At 63.6% G+C, this 15534-nt stretch carries 15 protein-coding genes; 11 read left to right on the forward strand and 4 right to left on the reverse strand.

Features of this window, described 5'->3' with window-relative positions:
• Positions 1 to 13: 13 nt before the first annotated feature.
• On the reverse strand, positions 14 to 1846 hold the full coding sequence (locus tag LDO54_RS25240) for an SLC13 family permease (RefSeq protein WP_224013398.1): 1833 nt from the start codon (positions 1844 to 1846) through the stop codon (positions 14 to 16).
• Between the two features lie 167 nt (positions 1847 to 2013).
• A complete protein-coding gene (locus LDO54_RS25245) occupies positions 2014 to 2946 on the reverse strand; it encodes a LysR family transcriptional regulator (protein WP_224013399.1) in 933 nt (310 codons plus the stop codon).
• A 154-nt stretch (positions 2947 to 3100) separates the two neighbouring features.
• Here LDO54_RS25245 and LDO54_RS25250 point away from each other — a divergent pair, with 154 nt between their 5' ends.
• The 7 genes from LDO54_RS25250 to LDO54_RS25280 all read left to right on the forward strand — a co-directional run bounded on the left by LDO54_RS25250 (position 3101) and on the right by LDO54_RS25280 (position 9388).
• Entirely contained in the window at positions 3101 to 3970 is an 870-nt protein-coding gene (locus tag LDO54_RS25250) for an NmrA family NAD(P)-binding protein (RefSeq protein WP_224013400.1), read from the forward strand.
• Positions 3971 to 4218: 248 nt separating this feature from the next.
• A complete protein-coding gene (pqqA, locus tag LDO54_RS25255; RefSeq protein ID WP_110327818.1) occupies positions 4219 to 4290 on the forward strand; it encodes a pyrroloquinoline quinone precursor peptide PqqA in 72 nt (23 codons plus the stop codon).
• 84 nt (positions 4291 to 4374) lie between these two features.
• Positions 4375 to 5286 (forward strand): pyrroloquinoline quinone biosynthesis protein PqqB, encoded by a 912-nt coding sequence (gene pqqB / locus LDO54_RS25260; RefSeq protein WP_224013401.1) that lies wholly within the window; start codon positions 4375 to 4377, stop codon positions 5284 to 5286.
• A 103-nt stretch (positions 5287 to 5389) separates the two neighbouring features.
• The gene (gene pqqC / locus LDO54_RS25265) at positions 5390 to 6136 is read left to right on the forward strand and encodes a pyrroloquinoline-quinone synthase PqqC (protein WP_224013402.1); all 747 of its coding nucleotides are present in this window, start codon (positions 5390 to 5392) and stop codon (positions 6134 to 6136) included.
• Positions 6137 to 6158: 22 nt separating this feature from the next.
• Entirely contained in the window at positions 6159 to 6434 is a 276-nt protein-coding gene (pqqD, locus tag LDO54_RS25270) for a pyrroloquinoline quinone biosynthesis peptide chaperone PqqD (protein WP_224013403.1), read from the forward strand.
• Complete coding sequence (pqqE, locus tag LDO54_RS25275; RefSeq protein ID WP_224013404.1) at positions 6427 to 7575, forward strand: pyrroloquinoline quinone biosynthesis protein PqqE; 1149 nt, start codon at positions 6427 to 6429, stop codon at positions 7573 to 7575. The genes pqqD and pqqE overlap by 8 nt, the downstream gene beginning before the upstream one ends.
• Positions 7541 to 9388 (forward strand): S9 family peptidase, encoded by a 1848-nt coding sequence (locus LDO54_RS25280; protein WP_224013405.1) that lies wholly within the window; start codon positions 7541 to 7543, stop codon positions 9386 to 9388. The genes pqqE and LDO54_RS25280 overlap by 35 nt, the downstream gene beginning before the upstream one ends.
• A gap of 44 nt (positions 9389 to 9432) precedes the next feature.
• Here the strand turns inward: LDO54_RS25280 and LDO54_RS25285 are convergent, their stop codons facing one another.
• Complete coding sequence (locus tag LDO54_RS25285; protein WP_224013406.1) at positions 9433 to 9741, reverse strand: non-heme iron oxygenase ferredoxin subunit; 309 nt, start codon at positions 9739 to 9741, stop codon at positions 9433 to 9435.
• Positions 9742 to 9792: 51 nt separating this feature from the next.
• Positions 9793 to 10875, reverse strand: coding sequence for a fatty acid desaturase family protein (locus tag LDO54_RS25290; RefSeq protein ID WP_224013407.1), 1083 nt, complete (start codon positions 10873 to 10875; stop codon positions 9793 to 9795).
• Between the two features lie 175 nt (positions 10876 to 11050).
• On the opposite strand from LDO54_RS25290, the gene LDO54_RS25295 reads away from it, so the two are divergent.
• The 4 genes from LDO54_RS25295 to LDO54_RS25310 all read left to right on the forward strand — a co-directional run bounded on the left by LDO54_RS25295 (position 11051) and on the right by LDO54_RS25310 (position 15506).
• The gene (locus LDO54_RS25295; RefSeq protein WP_224013408.1) at positions 11051 to 12112 is read left to right on the forward strand and encodes a LacI family DNA-binding transcriptional regulator; all 1062 of its coding nucleotides are present in this window, start codon (positions 11051 to 11053) and stop codon (positions 12110 to 12112) included.
• Positions 12113 to 12575: 463 nt separating this feature from the next.
• A complete protein-coding gene (locus LDO54_RS25300) occupies positions 12576 to 12974 on the forward strand; it encodes a hypothetical protein (protein WP_224013409.1) in 399 nt (132 codons plus the stop codon).
• A 230-nt stretch (positions 12975 to 13204) separates the two neighbouring features.
• Complete coding sequence (gene hpnI / locus LDO54_RS25305) at positions 13205 to 14392, forward strand: bacteriohopanetetrol glucosamine biosynthesis glycosyltransferase HpnI (protein ID WP_436975689.1); 1188 nt, start codon at positions 13205 to 13207, stop codon at positions 14390 to 14392.
• A 58-nt stretch (positions 14393 to 14450) separates the two neighbouring features.
• Positions 14451 to 15506, forward strand: coding sequence for a flippase-like domain-containing protein (locus LDO54_RS25310; RefSeq protein ID WP_224013411.1), 1056 nt, complete (start codon positions 14451 to 14453; stop codon positions 15504 to 15506).
• The last annotated feature ends 28 nt before the right edge of the window (positions 15507 to 15534 follow it).

The following is a 15534-nucleotide window of genomic DNA, read 5'->3' on the forward strand; positions in this document are numbered from 1 at the left end:
ATTCCATGCCGCTTCAATGCGGATAAGCCGGCCACAGCAACGGCACAAGCAACACGTTGATGACCAGCGCCGCCAGCGAAGCAGGCAGACCGACACGAAAGAACTCGCCGAAACGATAGCCGCCCGCCGTGCTCACGAGCGAATTCACGGGCGTAGACACCGGCGACATATACGCCGCCGACGCGGCCACCGCCACCGTCATCGCGAACGGATACGGCGAGGCCTGCAAATGCGCGGCCATCGCGATCACCACCGGTGCCATCAACACCGCCGTGGCCGTGCTCGATATGACGATGCCGACCACCAGCGTCAGCACGAACATCGCCGCCAGCAGACCGTGCACGCCCCAGCCGCCCGCAACACGCAACACCGCGTCCGCCGCGATATCGATGCCGCCCGTGCGTTGCAGTGCGATCGAAAACGGCAGCATGCCGACGATCAGCACGAGGCTGCGCCAATGAATCGCGCGATAGGCGCTATCGAGATTCACGCAGCCGAGCGCGCCCATCAGCAGGCAGCCGATCAGGCCCGCGAGCACGTTCGGCACCCACGGCGTGAGCAGCATCGCGATCACCAGCGCCATGCAGGCGAGCGCGTGCGGGGCCTTGTGCGGCGCGGGCACGAAAGCCTCGCTTTCGACCGGCATCGCGAGACAGACGATATCGTGCTCGACCGAGTCCATCGTAAAGAGACTGAGCCACGGACCGACCACGAGCAGCGTGTCGCCGACCTTGATTTTGGTGTCCTGCAGGCTGCGCGCGAGCGGCGCGTCGCCGCGTCGCAAACCCACCACCGTCACGCCATGACGACGCAGCGCCACCGAGCTGCGCGGCTCGCTGCCGACGAGCTTCGAATCGGGCGGCACGATCACCTCGGCCATGCCCACATCGTGCGTTTGATCCGTGAAATACGCGCCCGACATGCGCATCCGCACGAGCGCGAAACGCGTGCAGAACGCCTGCACGTCGAAGCCTTCTTTTTCGACATCGAGCAGCAGCACATCGTTGGGCGCGACGTTGCTGTCCGATGTCGCGAGCAGCACCGTCGTACCCATGCGCGCGCGGCGCTCGATGGCGACCACGTGCGCGTCGGGATCGTCGTCGAGTCCGCATTCGCCGAGCGTCTGGCCCACCAGCACCGAATGCGCGCGCACGCGCAAACGGAACGCGCGCCCTTCGAGCGAATAATGCTGCACCCAGTCGTTGATCGAGGGACGCACGGCCGTCGCGCCTCGTTCGGCGCCCCGCAAATGACGCTTCGCGAACAGCATCCACGCAATGCAGGCGAGCAGAATCGGCACGCCGATGGGCGTGATTTCGAAGAAGCCGAAGCCGCGATGGCCGCGATGCACGAGCGCGCTGTTGACCACCAGATTCGACGTGGTCGCGACCAGCGTGAGCATGCCGCTCGTGAGCGCGGCCATGCTCATCGGCATGAGCAGGCGCGCGCGAGAAACGCCCGACTGACGCGCGATGCGCAGCACGATCGGAATGAAGATCGCGACGATGGCGGTCGAACTCATCACCGAACCCATCAGGCCCACCACCGCCATGATCAGCACCACGAGCCGCCCTTCGTTCGAGCCGCCGCGCGCGATCAGATAGTCGCCCACGCGCTGCGCGACGCCGGTGCGCACGAGTCCGTCGCCGAGCACGAACAGCGCCGCGATCAGCACGATGTTGGCGTCGGAGAAACCGGCCAGCGCCTCGGGCACGGTGATCACGCCCGCGAGCGGCAGCGCGACGATCATGATGAGCGCCACGGCATCGGCGCGCGGGCGGCCGATCAGGAACATCGCGATGGCGCTCGCGAGACAGCCAACGGTAATCAGGAGGTCGGTGGACACGATAAACGCCTGGCGAGTCGGTTGGCCGGGTTGCTTCGCGGAGTGTGCCGGATTATCGCCGCGCGTGAATCGAGTGGCAGTAAGCCACTGTTTTGTCGGGATAATTCAGTCGATTATAAAGTCTAAAGAAAAGCCGCCCGCCAGAAAGATTTCGCGCCGCGAGCGCCTCAATACCACGGCACATCCTTCAACGTCGCGCCGGTCATCTTGACGATAAAGTCGAGAAACGCCCGCACTTTCGCCGACGGCAAACGCCGCGACGGATAAAGCGCGTAAAGCGGAAAACGCTCGTCGGGCCAATCGGGAAAGAGATCGACGAGCTTGCCGCTGTCGAATAACGGCTGTGTGCCGAGCGCCATGATCTGCGCGATGCCGTGGCCCGCGAGACACGCGCCATGCATCGTCGAGACGTCGTTCACCATCAGCCGCCCGCGCGCCGCGATCGTCACTTTCTTGCGCGGCCGATGAAATTCCCACACGAATGGCCGCCCCGTTTCCGGGTCGCGATACTGAATGCACTGATGCGGCTCGCGTTCGAGATCGGCGGGTTTGAGCGGGCGTCCGTGCTTCTTCAAATAGGCCGGCGACGCCGCCGTGACGATGCGCGTATCGAGCAGTTTGCGCGCGATAAGCGTCGAAGGACGCGGCACGCCGAAGCGCACCGCGAGATCGAAGCCGTCGGCGACCATATCGCCAAGTTCGTCGCGCGTGATGAGATCGACATCGAGTTCGGGATGACGCTCGATGAATTGCCCAATACGCGGGCTCAACACGATCTTCGAGAAGAACGGATCGACGTTCACGCGCAAACGCCCACGCACCGCGCTCGCGCCGCCTGCCGCCGATGCCGCGGCTTCTTCGAGCCCGTCGAGCAGCGGCACGATTTGCGCGTGGAAACGCCGGCCCTCGTCGGTGAGCGTGACGGTACGCGTGGTGCGATCGAACAGGCGAATGCCGAGCCGCGCCTCCAGCCGAGCGACCGAACGGCTCACGCCCGATTGCGTCATGTCGAGCCGCTCCGCCGCCGCCGCGAAACTGCCGCTGTCGACGATGGCCGTCATCACGCCCATGCCGTTGAGAATGCGTTCGTCGAAGGACATCGTGAGTCTCCTGTAGCGTCAATCACGCCCATCGCTTGGTCATGCCATTGTGTCATGAGTCCAATGCCGTTCATGTCATGGTGTAACGCGCAACCCGCACCCAGAATGACGAGCGTCGAACACTTTCCTCGAACCATTGAACGGGAGCATGACGATGTACGCCATTACGGGAATCACGGGTCAGGTCGGCGGCGCGCTCGCGCATACGCTGATCGAACAGCAACTGCCAGTGCGCGCAGTCGTACGCAGCGCGGAAAAAGGCGCGCCGTGGGCGGCGCGCGGTTGCGAGGTCGCGCTCGCCGACATCAACGACGCCGACGCGCTGCGCCGCGCATTCGACGGCGCGCTTGGCGCGTTTGTCTTGCTGCCGCCGGTATTCGATCCGTCGCCGGATTTCGCGGAATCGCGGCGCGCGATCGAGGCGCTGCATACCGCGTTGAGCGCGGCACGGCCGGAACGCGTGGTCGTGCTCTCGACCATCGGCGCACAGGCGCGCGAACCGAATCTGCTCACACAGCTCGGCATGATGGAAACCGCGCTGCGCACGCTGCCTTCGCCGGTCGCCTTTCTGCGTGCGGCGTGGTTCTTCGACAATGCCGCGTGGGACGCGCAGCCCGCACGCGACTCGGGCGCGATCGCGAGCTTTTTGCAGCCGCTGGACAAGCCCGTGCCGATGGTCGCCACCGACGACATCGGCCGCGTGGCGGCGCAATTGCTTCAGGAAACCTGGCAAGGCGCGCGCGTCGTCGAACTCGAAGGACCGCGCCGCGTGACGCCCAACGAGATCGCCGCCGCTTTCGCGCAGGCGCTCGGCCAGCCCGTGCACGCGCACAGCGTGCCGCGCGAGGTCTGGGAGGCGCAATTCCGCGCGCAAGGCATGCGCAATCCCTTGCCGCGCATGCGCATGCTCGACGGTTTCAACGAGAGCTGGATCGAATTCGAAACGCCCGCCGAGTCCTGGAAAGGCCGTGTGACGCTGGAAACGGCGATTCGCCGGATCTGTGAGCGCAGTGAAATGGCGTGAATCGTATGACGCTTACATTTCTATAATGCCCGCCATTCAGTGCAATATTGCCATTCAACCCTCAATTCTTGCACCAATAGAAATAATCAGAGGAATTAGCGTGCATTCATGTAGCGGAAAACACCAATTGCAAACGTCAATGCGGCATTGCGCCCAAATTTGATACGATGCGCGTGAGGCGGATGGCGCGCGTGTACGCTCACCCGGCGTCCGCCTGATCAACCTGTTTTAATGAAAGGAGTTCCGCCATGTGGACCAAGCCCGCTTATACCGATCTGCGTCTCGGTTTTGAAATCACGATGTACATCTCGAACCGTTAATTCGCAGCATCGACGGTCACGATAGCCCCGGCCCGCCGGGGCTTTTTCACTTGACGCGCGCCACGGCGTCGCCTTTCATCAAGCATGCATATTCAAATTCTCGGCTCAGCGGCCGGCGGCGGCTTTCCGCAATGGAACTGCAATTGCGCCAATTGCGCGGGCTTTCGCAGCGGCCGCATTCGCGCCCAGGCGCGCACGCAATCGTCGATCGCCGTCTCGGACGACGGCGTCTCGTGGGTCCTGTGCAACGCCTCGCCGGACATCCGCGCGCAATTGCAGGGCTTCGCGCCGATGCAGCCGAACCGCGCGCTGCGCGACACCGGCATCGCCGCCATCGTGCTGATGGACAGCCAGATCGACCATACGACCGGGCTGCTGAGCCTGCGCGAAGGCTGCCCGCACGAGGTCTGGTGCACGGACATGGTCCACGAGGATCTGAGCACGGGCTTTCCGCTTTTCACCATGCTGCAGCACTGGAACGGCGGCTTGCGCTGGAACCCGATCGTCTCGGGCGAGGCGTTCCAGATTCCCGCCTGCCCCAATCTGCGTTTCTCGCCGTTCGCGCTGCGCAGCGCCGCGCCGCCGTATTCGCCGCATCGCCACGATCCGCACGAAGGCGATAACATCGGTCTCGTGATCGAAGATCTGCGCACCGGCGGCAAACTGTTCTACGCGCCCGGACTCGGCGAAGTCGATGCGGCCTTGCTCGAACGCATGCATGCCGCCGACTGCCTGCTCGTGGACGGCACGCTCTGGACCGACGACGAAATGCAGCAACGCGGCGTGGGCACGCGCACGGGACGCCAGATGGGCCATCTCGCGCAAAGCGGCGCGGGCGGTATGCTGGAAGTACTCGAACAGTTTCCGCGCGCGCGCAAGATTCTCACGCACGTCAATAATACGAATCCGATTCTCGATGAGGATTCGCCCGAGCGTGCGGAACTTGCGCGACGCAACGTGGAAGTCGCGTTCGACGGCATGAGCATCGAGATTTAACGAACACGCTTCCGACATCACGCACGCCGCCATCCACCGCGCGCCGGGCGCGATTTCCGAAGCCCCCGCGCGCGAATTCGCCGCGCAGCCACAGGACCGAGTCATGAGCCAAACCGCCCTCACTCCCGAACAATTCGAACAGGCCCTGCGCGCGAAAGGCGCGTTCTACCACATTCATCATCCGTATCACGTGGCGATGTACGAGGGCCGCGCGACCCGCGAGCAGATCCAGGGCTGGGTGGCGAACCGCTTCTATTACCAGGTCAACATTCCGATGAAGGACGCGGCGATTCTCGCCAATTGTCCCGACCGCGAAGTGCGCCGCCAATGGATCCAGCGCCTGCTCGACCACGACGGCGCGCCGGGCGAAGACGGCGGCATCGAAGCGTGGCTGCGTCTGGGCGAAGCCGTCGGGCTCGATCCCGAGCAATTGCGCTCGCAGGAACTCGTGCTGCCCGGCGTGCGTTTCGCAGTGGATGCTTACGTGAATTTCGCGCGCCGCGCGAGCTGGCAGGAAGCGGCGAGCAGTTCGCTCACGGAATTGTTCGCGCCGCAGATTCATCAGTCGCGTCTGGATACGTGGCCCGCGCATTATCCGTGGATCGATCCGCGCGGCTACGAGTATTTCCGCTCGCGTCTGAGCCAGGCGCGCCGCGATGTCGAGCATGGTTTGCAGATCACGTTGCAGCATTACACGACGTATGAAAGCCAGCAGCGTATGCTGGAGATTCTGCAATTCAAACTCGATATTCTGTGGACCATGCTCGACGCGATGTCGATGGCCTACGAACTCGGCCGCCCGCCCTATCATTCGGTCACGAACGAGCGCGTCTGGCATAAAGGTCTTTAAAAGACCGCTAAAGGAACACACTGTGAATTTCGACCGCAATCTGAAACCGGTCTGGCGCCGGGGTTATCGCTTTCAGTTCGAGCCCGCGCAAGACGCGCACGTGCTGCTCTATCCCGAGGGCATGGTGAAGCTCAATGAAAGCGCCTCAGCCATCGGCTCGCTGATCGACGGCGAGCGCAGCGTCGCGGCCATCATCGACCAGTTGAACACGCAATTCCCCGGCGTGCCCGAACTGGCCGAAGACGTCGAGCAGTTCATGCTCGTCGCGCGTGAAAAGCACTGGATCGATCTTGTCTGAACTGAAACCCTCGCCCGCTGCCCCGAGCGTCGGCCTGCCGCTGTGGCTGCTCGCGGAAGTCACCTACCGCTGCCCGCTGCAATGCCCATACTGTTCGAATCCCGTGGATTTCGCACGTCAGGGCAACGAGTTGAGCACGCAGGACTGGATTCGCGTAATGACCGAAGCGCGCGCGATGGGCGCGGCGCAAATCGGTTTTTCCGGCGGCGAGCCGCTGGTGCGCCAGGACCTCGCCGAATTGATCGGCGAGGCGCGCAAACTCGGCTATTACACCAATCTGATCACGTCGGGCATTGGTCTGACCGAGCAGAAGATTGCCGATTTTCAGCGCGCGGGCCTCGATCATATTCAGATCAGTTTTCAGTCGAGCGACGAGCAGGTGAACAACATGCTCGCCGGTTCGAGCAAGGCGTTCGCGCAGAAACTCGCGATGGCGCGCGCCGTGAAGGCGCACGGTTATCCGATGGTGCTGAACTTCGTCACGCACCGCTATAACATCGACGATATCGATCGCATCATCGAATTGTGCATTGCGCTCGAAGCCGATTTCGTCGAACTCGCGACCTGCCAGTTTTACGGCTGGGCCAAGCTCAATCGCGCGCAATTGCTGCCCACGCGCGAGCAGCTCGAACGCGCCGAACGCATCACCAACGAATACCGCGAAAAACTCGAAGCGAGCGGCAATCCGTGCAAGCTCATTTTCGTGACGCCCGATTATTACGAGGAGCGTCCGAAGGCCTGCATGGGCGGCTGGGGCGCGATTTTCCTCACCGTCACGCCCGACGGCACCGCGCTGCCGTGCCACGGCGCGCGCCAGTTGCCAATTCAGTTTCCCAACGTGCGCGATCACGATCTGCGCCACATCTGGTACGACTCGTTCGGCTTCAACCGCTTTCGCGGCGACGCATGGATGCCCGAGCCATGCCGCTCGTGCGACGAGAAACAGAAGGACTTCGGCGGCTGCCGCTGCCAGGCGTTCATGCTGACCGGCGACGCGGCGAACGCGGACCCCGTGTGCGGAAAATCGCCCGAGCACCGCATCATCGTGCAGGCGCGCAGCGAGGCGGCGCAGCCGGTGCCCACGACCCAACCGCTCATTTTCCGCAATGACCGAAACTCCCGCACGCTCGGCAATCCCTGAGCGCATTACCGCCGAGCAGGCCGTCGCGGCCGGCAAGGATTTCATCGAACTGGCCGCGAGCGATCGCGGAGTCTTCTGGACTGCGTACGATCCCGCCGATGCGGCCTGCCGCATCTGGCGCGCCGTGCCTCATGAAGAAGGCCATGCGCCGCGCTGCCTCACGCCCGATGGCTTCAGCGTGCGCGGACGCGTCTACGAATACGGCGGCGGCTCGTTCTGCATCGCTGGCGACGCGCTGGTGTTCGTCAACGAGAAGGATCAGCAGCTTTATCGGCAGCCGATTGAAGGCGATGCCGCGCCCGTCGCGCTCACGCAGGGCACGCGGCGTTATGGCGATCTGCGTTTCAGCCACGGCGCGATTCTCGCGGTCGAAGAGGAAGGCGGCACGCATCGCATCGTCTCGATCGCGCTCGACGATGGCGCGCGCACGGTGCTCGCCGAAGGCGGCGATTTTTACGCCGCGCCCGGCATCAGCCCCGATGGCTCACGGCTCGCGTGGATCGAATGGCAGCGCCCGCATCAGCCGTGGACGTCGACGCAATTGCGCGTCAGCGAACGCGCCGCGCAAGGCTGGAGCGCGCCGCGCACGCTTGCGGGCGACGCACGCGAGGAAGCGCTGCAACAGGCGCATTTCGACGCGCACGGCCACCTGTATTGCCTCAGCGATCGCGCGGGCTTCTGGCAGCCCTGGCGCGAAGCCAACGGCGCGCTCGAAGCGCTGCCGGGCACGCCCGCCGATCATGCGGCCGCGCCCTGGCAACTCGGCGGACGCAGCTGGATCGCGCTCGACGACGGCACGAATCTGGGCGCGTGGATGGAGAACGGCTGGGGCAAGCTCGGTCATCGCGATGCGCATGGCGCGTGTCATGAACTCGCCGCCGGCTACAGCCGCTTTCGCAATCTCGCCGCCGACGCCGACCATCTTTACTGCATCGCCGCGTCGCCGACCTGCCCCGCCGCCGTGCTCGCGATCGGACGGCGCGATCATCGCGTGCGCGTGCTGGCCGAGGTCTCGCCGATGATGCCAGACGCACGCATTCCGCAGCCGGAGATCCTGCGTTTTCCGAGCGGCGATCAGCACGCGCACGGCTATTTCTACGCGCCCGAAGGCGATATCGACGCGCCGCCCGTCGTGCTGTTCATTCACGGCGGCCCGACCTCGGCCTGCTACCCCGTGTTCGATCCGCGCATTCCGTACTGGACGCAGCGCGGCTTTGCCGTCGTCAATCTGAACTATCGCGGCAGCACTGGTTACGGCCGCGCGTTCCGCGAAGCGCTGCGCGACAACTGGGGCGTGGCCGACGTCGACGACGCCTGCAACGCCGTTGCCTGGCTCGCCGCGCAGCACCGCATCGACCCCGCGCGCGCCTTCATTCGCGGCGGCAGCGCGGGCGGCTACACGGCGCTCTGCGCGCTGGCGTTCCGCGACGTGTTTCGCGGTGGCGGCAGCCTGTATGGCGTGAGTGATCCGCTCACGCTCGGCGAGCACACGCATAAATTCGAAGCCGATTATCTCGACTGGCTGATCGGCGACCCGGTTGCCGATCTCGAACGTTATCGCGCGCGCACGCCGCTGCTGCATGCAAGCCAAATCCACGTGCCGGTGATTTTCTTCCAGGGTGAACTCGACGCCGTGGTCACGCCCGATCAAACGCGCAGCATGGTGACCGCGCTGGAACAAAACGGCGTGCGCGTGGAAGCGCATTATTACGCCGACGAGCGTCACGGTTTTCGCAAGGCGGCCAATCAGGCACACGCGCTCAAGGCCGAATATGCGTTTTACTGCGCAATTCTCGGCTTGCCTGTGGAATAACGCCCGGCGGCGCGCCCTGGATATCGATTTCAGATTTATCGACTTCAGATTTCGAGCAGGATGCGCCCGCCCTCCACTTTCGCGGGCCACGTCTTGAGTTTTTCGCAGACAGGCGCGCACAGCGGGCGTCCGTCGCGCACATCGAATCGGCCATTGTGTTTGGGACATTCGATCACGTGGCCCATCACGAGTCCATCGCTTAGATGCACCTGCTCATGCGTGCAGAGTCCATCGCTCGCATACACATCCTCGCCGATGCGATAAATCGCGTAAGTATGGCCCGCGTGATCGAAGCGCATCACGTCTTCGTCTTCGATATCGTCGAGCGCGGCGGCGTCGATCCATTGCGTCATGTTCGTCTCCTGATTGTCGTGTCGTGTTTTCGCGTTACGTTGTTGCGCGCGTCATGCCTGCGCGACGCCCGCGCCCGGAATCGGCCGCGCGACCGCATAGGAAGGATCGCGCGTCTGGCGCACCAGCGCCGGAATGATTTCCGCATACGCCGCAATCGTGCTGGAATACGGCGTGGGCATATCGTCTTTCACCACCTCGTGCAATTTCGGCAAGGCATGAAACGGCACCATCGGAAACATATGATGTTCGACGTGGTAATTCATGTTCCAGTAAAGAAAACGAAATAGCGGATTCATCCTCACCGTGCGGCAATTGCGGCGATGATCGAGCACGTTCTCGGGCATGCCCGCGTGTTGTGTGAGTCCGAAATACAGATACAGCCACGCGCCATACAAACTCGGCAAGCCGATATACAGCAGCGGCAAAATCGAGCGAAAGCCAATGCACGCGGCAATCACGAGCGCATAAACCGCCAGCGCGATACGCGCCTCGCGAATCACCTTCGGCCATTCCGAAGCCGGAATAAAGGTCTCTTCTTCCGCGCCGATACGGCCGAACGCTGCGCTCACCATGCGTGGCAGTTCGTGCGCCACATGTTTGATCGCGAAGATATTGAGCCCGAGCGCAAGCCAGTCGGTGGGACGCTGCGCGCCGATTTCCGGGTCGCGCCCGACCACGAGCGTATCGGTATGGTGACGCGCGTGGCTCCAGCGCCAGACCGTCGCGCGCCGGAATACCTGAAACGACGCGACCTGATACAACGCGTCGTTCATCCAGCGCGTTTTAAACGCGGTGCCGTGACCGGATTCATGCCAGCGCGAATCCGCGGGGCTGCAATAGAGCGTGCCGTAAAGCAGAAAGGCGGGAATCGCCCAAAAAGAATGCCAATGCCACGCGTAACCGGCCAGCGCGCCGCTCGCGATAATCGACGCGTACCAGAGCAAGGTGTCGCGAATCGCGCGGCCGTCGCTGCGCTGCATCAATTGCTTCATCGTCGCGCGCGGAACCGCGCATTTGTACCAGTCCGCGTTGACGAGGCCGGCCGCCTGCGCGCGCTCGCCCGCGCCGCCGATCAGCCGATATGCCTCGCGCGCCGAGGCACCGGCCGTTTCCGCAGTCTCCGTATGCGCCACTTGTGTCTCCTTGTCGGAAGGCGCCGCATCGTGTGCGCGGCGCTCATGTGACGAACATAGGTGAGCGCGCGGCGCGCCTCAATGCCAGGATTGACGAAATTTCGTCTTTCTTCTAGCGTTAGCACGACGCGCGCACCTCACCGTGCAGCGCAACATCGCCACCAGGAGACGCCACGTGTCGAAAACAACGCCGCCGCATTGGCGCAAGCGCACGGCCCGCTTCATCGAAATTGCGGAACTCGCGGGCGTCAGCACGACGACCGTCGACCGTGTGCTCAACGAGCGCGGCAGTGTTTCCGCGCAGGCGCGCGAGCGCGTGGTGGCCGCCGCGAAGCAGCTTGGCGTGCCGCGTTCGATGCCGGACACGCAGCACGGCCTCGTCCATATCGACGTCTTGCTGCCGGACAGCGACCTGCCGTTCTTCAGCCGATTGCGCGAGGCGTTGCAGCGCGCGATGCAAATGCTCGACCGCCGCGTGGTTGTGCATCGCACGCTATTGAGCGCCGCTGACGAAGCGCGTCTGCCGGAATCGATCGGTCACACGCGCCATCGCCGCGCCGCGCTCATCGTCACCGCGCAGGACACGCCCGACGTGCGCGCCGCGCTCGCCGCCGCCATCGCGCGCGGCGAAACCGTCGTGACGATGGTGACCGATATCGGCGGCATCGAGCGGCGGCATTTCGCGGGTATCGACAATCTGCGCGCGGGCCGCACAGCGGGCTATTTTCTCGGCCGACTCGCGAAGCCCGGCCGCGTGCTGCTCTTGCCCGCACGCCTCGACTATCGCGCGCACGCCGACCGCATCGCGGGCTGCCGCGAACAGATCGCGGAGCATTTCCCCGCCCTGGCGTGCGAAGTCTCGCCGAGCGAATCGCACGACGCCGACGACCGCTGCTATCGCGCCGTGAACGCCGCGCTGCGGCGCGGCCCGCTCGCGGGCATCTACAACACCGGTTATGGATCGGCGGGCATCGAAGCGGCGCTGCGCAAAGCGGGACTCGCGGGCGAGGTCGTGTGGATCGGCCACGAGATGCTCGACATTCATCGGCACTATATCGACGCGGGCATCATGGATATCGCCATCGATCAGGACCCGGACGGTCAGGTCATCGCGGCGCTTCAACATGCGCTGCACGCGGGCGGCATCGTCGCCGATACGCCCGCCGCCGAGCCCGTGGAGTTTCGCGTGTTCTGTCCGGCAAACGTGAGGCGCAGCGCGTATCTGGTCAACGCCTAGCGCACCGGAAAGTTTTGGGAATGTTATGTAAGCACCCATGCGAATCACGCGAATCGATTATCGATTTCATTAAGGTGATTCTGCGAATTCGTTGCATGCGGGAATAGTTTCAGCACGCATATTGCGCGCGTTGAGCATATCGTGCAGATCGCGACATAAAGCCGACACACGGGTGTCTCAATTGGTTTGCTATCCTGATCGCTGACAAAAAGCTTTCCATTAGCACACGTTGGCATTGATAAAACATTAATAGCGCAAGCGCTGTAACGATCCGTCAAGAAATAGGCCGCGCGAATCATCGTGGCCTTAAGCAAGCCTTCAGCTAACGGCTCGTACGATCACAGGATCTCGATCTGCAGCGCGTTAAAAGACGCACGTTTTACCGCAATCGAAATGCATGGTTCCGCATGGAATTTGAAATCCACTCATGCCTGTCGCGGTACGCACCGCTGGAGTCGCATTCGTGAAATTCTGGACGATTCGCCAGTGGCAAGCGCATATTCTCGTCGCCGCTCTCGCCGCCCTCAGTATTCAAGGCATGGTCTTTATTGACGTGCTGATAATGGGCGCACCGGCCGAGCGTTTCGACACGCCAACCTTTCATCTGACGGCAGCAGTGTCGGTCGCATTGATCGTTCTGATCGTGCGCGTGATCGCGCATGCCGCTTATCGTCACGCGGCCAGCCGCGGCATGCTGCGCAATGCATGCGGCCCGCAGGAAATAATGGGGCTGCCACACGATTGCCCTCATCGTGTGCTGATCACCTTGCATTGCCTGCTCTGCGAGCCGAGACTCGACGATGTCCACGGCGCATTCGCAGGCCGTCGCGATGCGCCCCGTTATTCGGACCCGAAGTTCTGACTTCGCTGCGTCACCTGACTCACCGACACTATGACCAGGCATGGACTGATGCAGGGCGACACTCGACTTATGACAACGCTGTTCTGGCTGATTCCGTCGAACGAGACATTCGACGGCAGCGCGCGCTCGCGCATCCGGGTGCGCGCCGCATGATGCGCCCGCCTCGCTCCTACGACGACCTCTCGCTGAAGGCGCTGGCCATGGCGAGCGTGGGCCTTTCGCTGCTGGCGATGCTCGCCCTCGACGATACCGCGACGCATACTGTCGCGCATTTCGCGGCGTGGCTCGCGACCGTGACGTGTTCCGTTTTCGCGGCCATCGGCGTGGCATACACCCTGTTCGCCGCCGTTCTGGTCGATCGCTTTTTCAAGCGCAAAGCCGCGGCGCCCACGCATTTTCCGGGCATCACGCTCGTGAAGCCGCTGCATGGCACCGAATGGCGGCTCGAAGAACATCTGGCGAGTTTTTTCGATCAGGATTATCCGGGGCCGGTTCAGCACGTGTTCGGCGTGCACGACGCCAACGACGCCGCGCTCGACATCGTGAACGCGTTGCGCGCGCGCTTTCCCGCTGCGGACATCGACGTGGTTGTCGATTCGCGCCTTTATGGCCCCAATCGCAAGGTCGCGAATCTCGTCAACATGCTCGATCATGTGCACCACGACGTGCTGTGTTTCGCCGATAGCGACGTGAGCGTCGAGCGCGGCTATCTGCGTGCGATCGCGGGCGAACTCGAACAGCCCGGCGTCGGCATCGTCACCTGCGCCTATCGCGGCGTCGCCGCGCCCGGTTTCTGGACACGCGGATCGGTCGCCGCCACCCACTATCAGTTCCTGCCCGGCGTGATCACCGGACTCGCGATTGGCCGCGCGCGCCCATGCTTTGGCCAGACGATTGCGATGACGCGCGCCACGCTCGACGCCATCGGCGGCCTGGCGCAGTTCTCGCATCATCTCGCCGAAGATCACGCGCTCGGCGAAGCGGCGCGCCACATCGGCACGACCGTCGCGGTGCCCGCGCATCTGGTCAATCACGCCTGCACCGAGGCCACGTTTAGCGCGCTGTTCACGCACGAATTACGCTGGAGCCGCACGATCCGCGCCGCCGACCGGCTCGGCCATCTCGGCTCATGCCTGATGCATCCGGTGCCGTTCGCACTGCTGGCGCTGCTCGCGTCGGGCGGTACACTCGCTGCCTCGGGCTTGCTGCTGCTCGCCCTCGCGGCGCGGCAACTGCTGCGCTGGCGCGTCGACCGCGCGACGGCCCAATCCGCGCGAGGCTGGTGGCTGCTGCCGATGTGGGATATCGTGCAATTCACGGTGTATCTCTGCAGTTTTCTTTCCTCGCATGTCATGTGGCGGGGCCACCGCTTCCGCGTCAACCGCGCGGGCATGCTGACGCTTTCATCGGATGAATGAGCCGTTGGCCGCATCGGATAAGCGTGTTCTTCCTTATATAAGCTGGACCAGAATGAATATGAAGCATGTCGGTCGCGTCGCCGCACTCTGCGGTTTGCTATTCGCGATCTGGCTCGTTTGGCGAGACAACCCTGCAACCATCGTCGATTTGATGCGCAAGGCCGGCGTCGGCCTCGTGATCGCGGCGCTCGTGCACGTGCTGCCGATGCTCGCGAACGCGTGGGACTGGCGCCTGCTGATCCGGCGCGCGCAGCGCCCGACGTTTGCGTTCATGCTCAAACTCGTGTGGATACGCGAATCGGTTAACGGCCTGCTGCCGGTCGCGCGCATCGGCGGCGAACTGGTGTCGTTCCGGCTGCTCGGCCGCGAAGGCGTGCGGCCCGCCGCGATCGTCGCGAGCCTCGTCACCGACATGCAGCTCACGCTGATCAGCCAGGTGATTTTCGCGCTGCTCGCAATTGCGTACCTGCTCGCTCAGGCGAGCAGCATGGGCGCGCGCGTCGCCGCGCATTTCGCGCTCGGCATTGCGCTCTTTACGCCGATTCTTTTGCTGTTTGCGCTCGTGCAGCACGCACGTCCGTTCGAGCGCGCGGCGAATCTCGTCAATCGCGTAACGGGCGGTAAGGTTTATGGGCTGATTGGTAATTCGCGGCGTATCGACGATTCGATTAAATCAGTCTGGCGTCAGACTTCCGTGGTGATGCAATACCTCGTGATCTGGCAAACGCTGCAATGCCTCGGCCTCGCGCTCGAAATCTGGGTCGCGCTGCACGCATTAGGTGTGGACGCAACGTTCGCCGAGGCCTTCGTATTCGAAGCGCTCATTCAACTCGCGAGCAGCATCGCGTTTCTGGTGCCCGGCAGTCTGGGCGTGCAGGAAGGCGGCTTCGTGCTGATCGGCTCCGTGCTGGGCATCGACGCGCCCACCTGCCTCGCGCTCGCGGGCGCGCGCCGCGTGCGCGATCTGCTGTTCTATCTGCCCGGACTCGTGGCCTGGCAGATCGCGGAGAACGCGACTCCGGCACCTGAACCCGCGATTGCAGCATGCACGAGCGATCATGCAAACGGCGCGCCTGCAAGCGAAGCTGCACCCAATCGGCTGGATTCGCGATAATACGCAGCGTTAGATTCTCCGCTTCGTT

The organism is Paraburkholderia tropica (genome assembly GCF_914484835.1).
GTDB classification, from domain to species: domain Bacteria; phylum Pseudomonadota; class Gammaproteobacteria; order Burkholderiales; family Burkholderiaceae; genus Paraburkholderia; species Paraburkholderia tropica_A.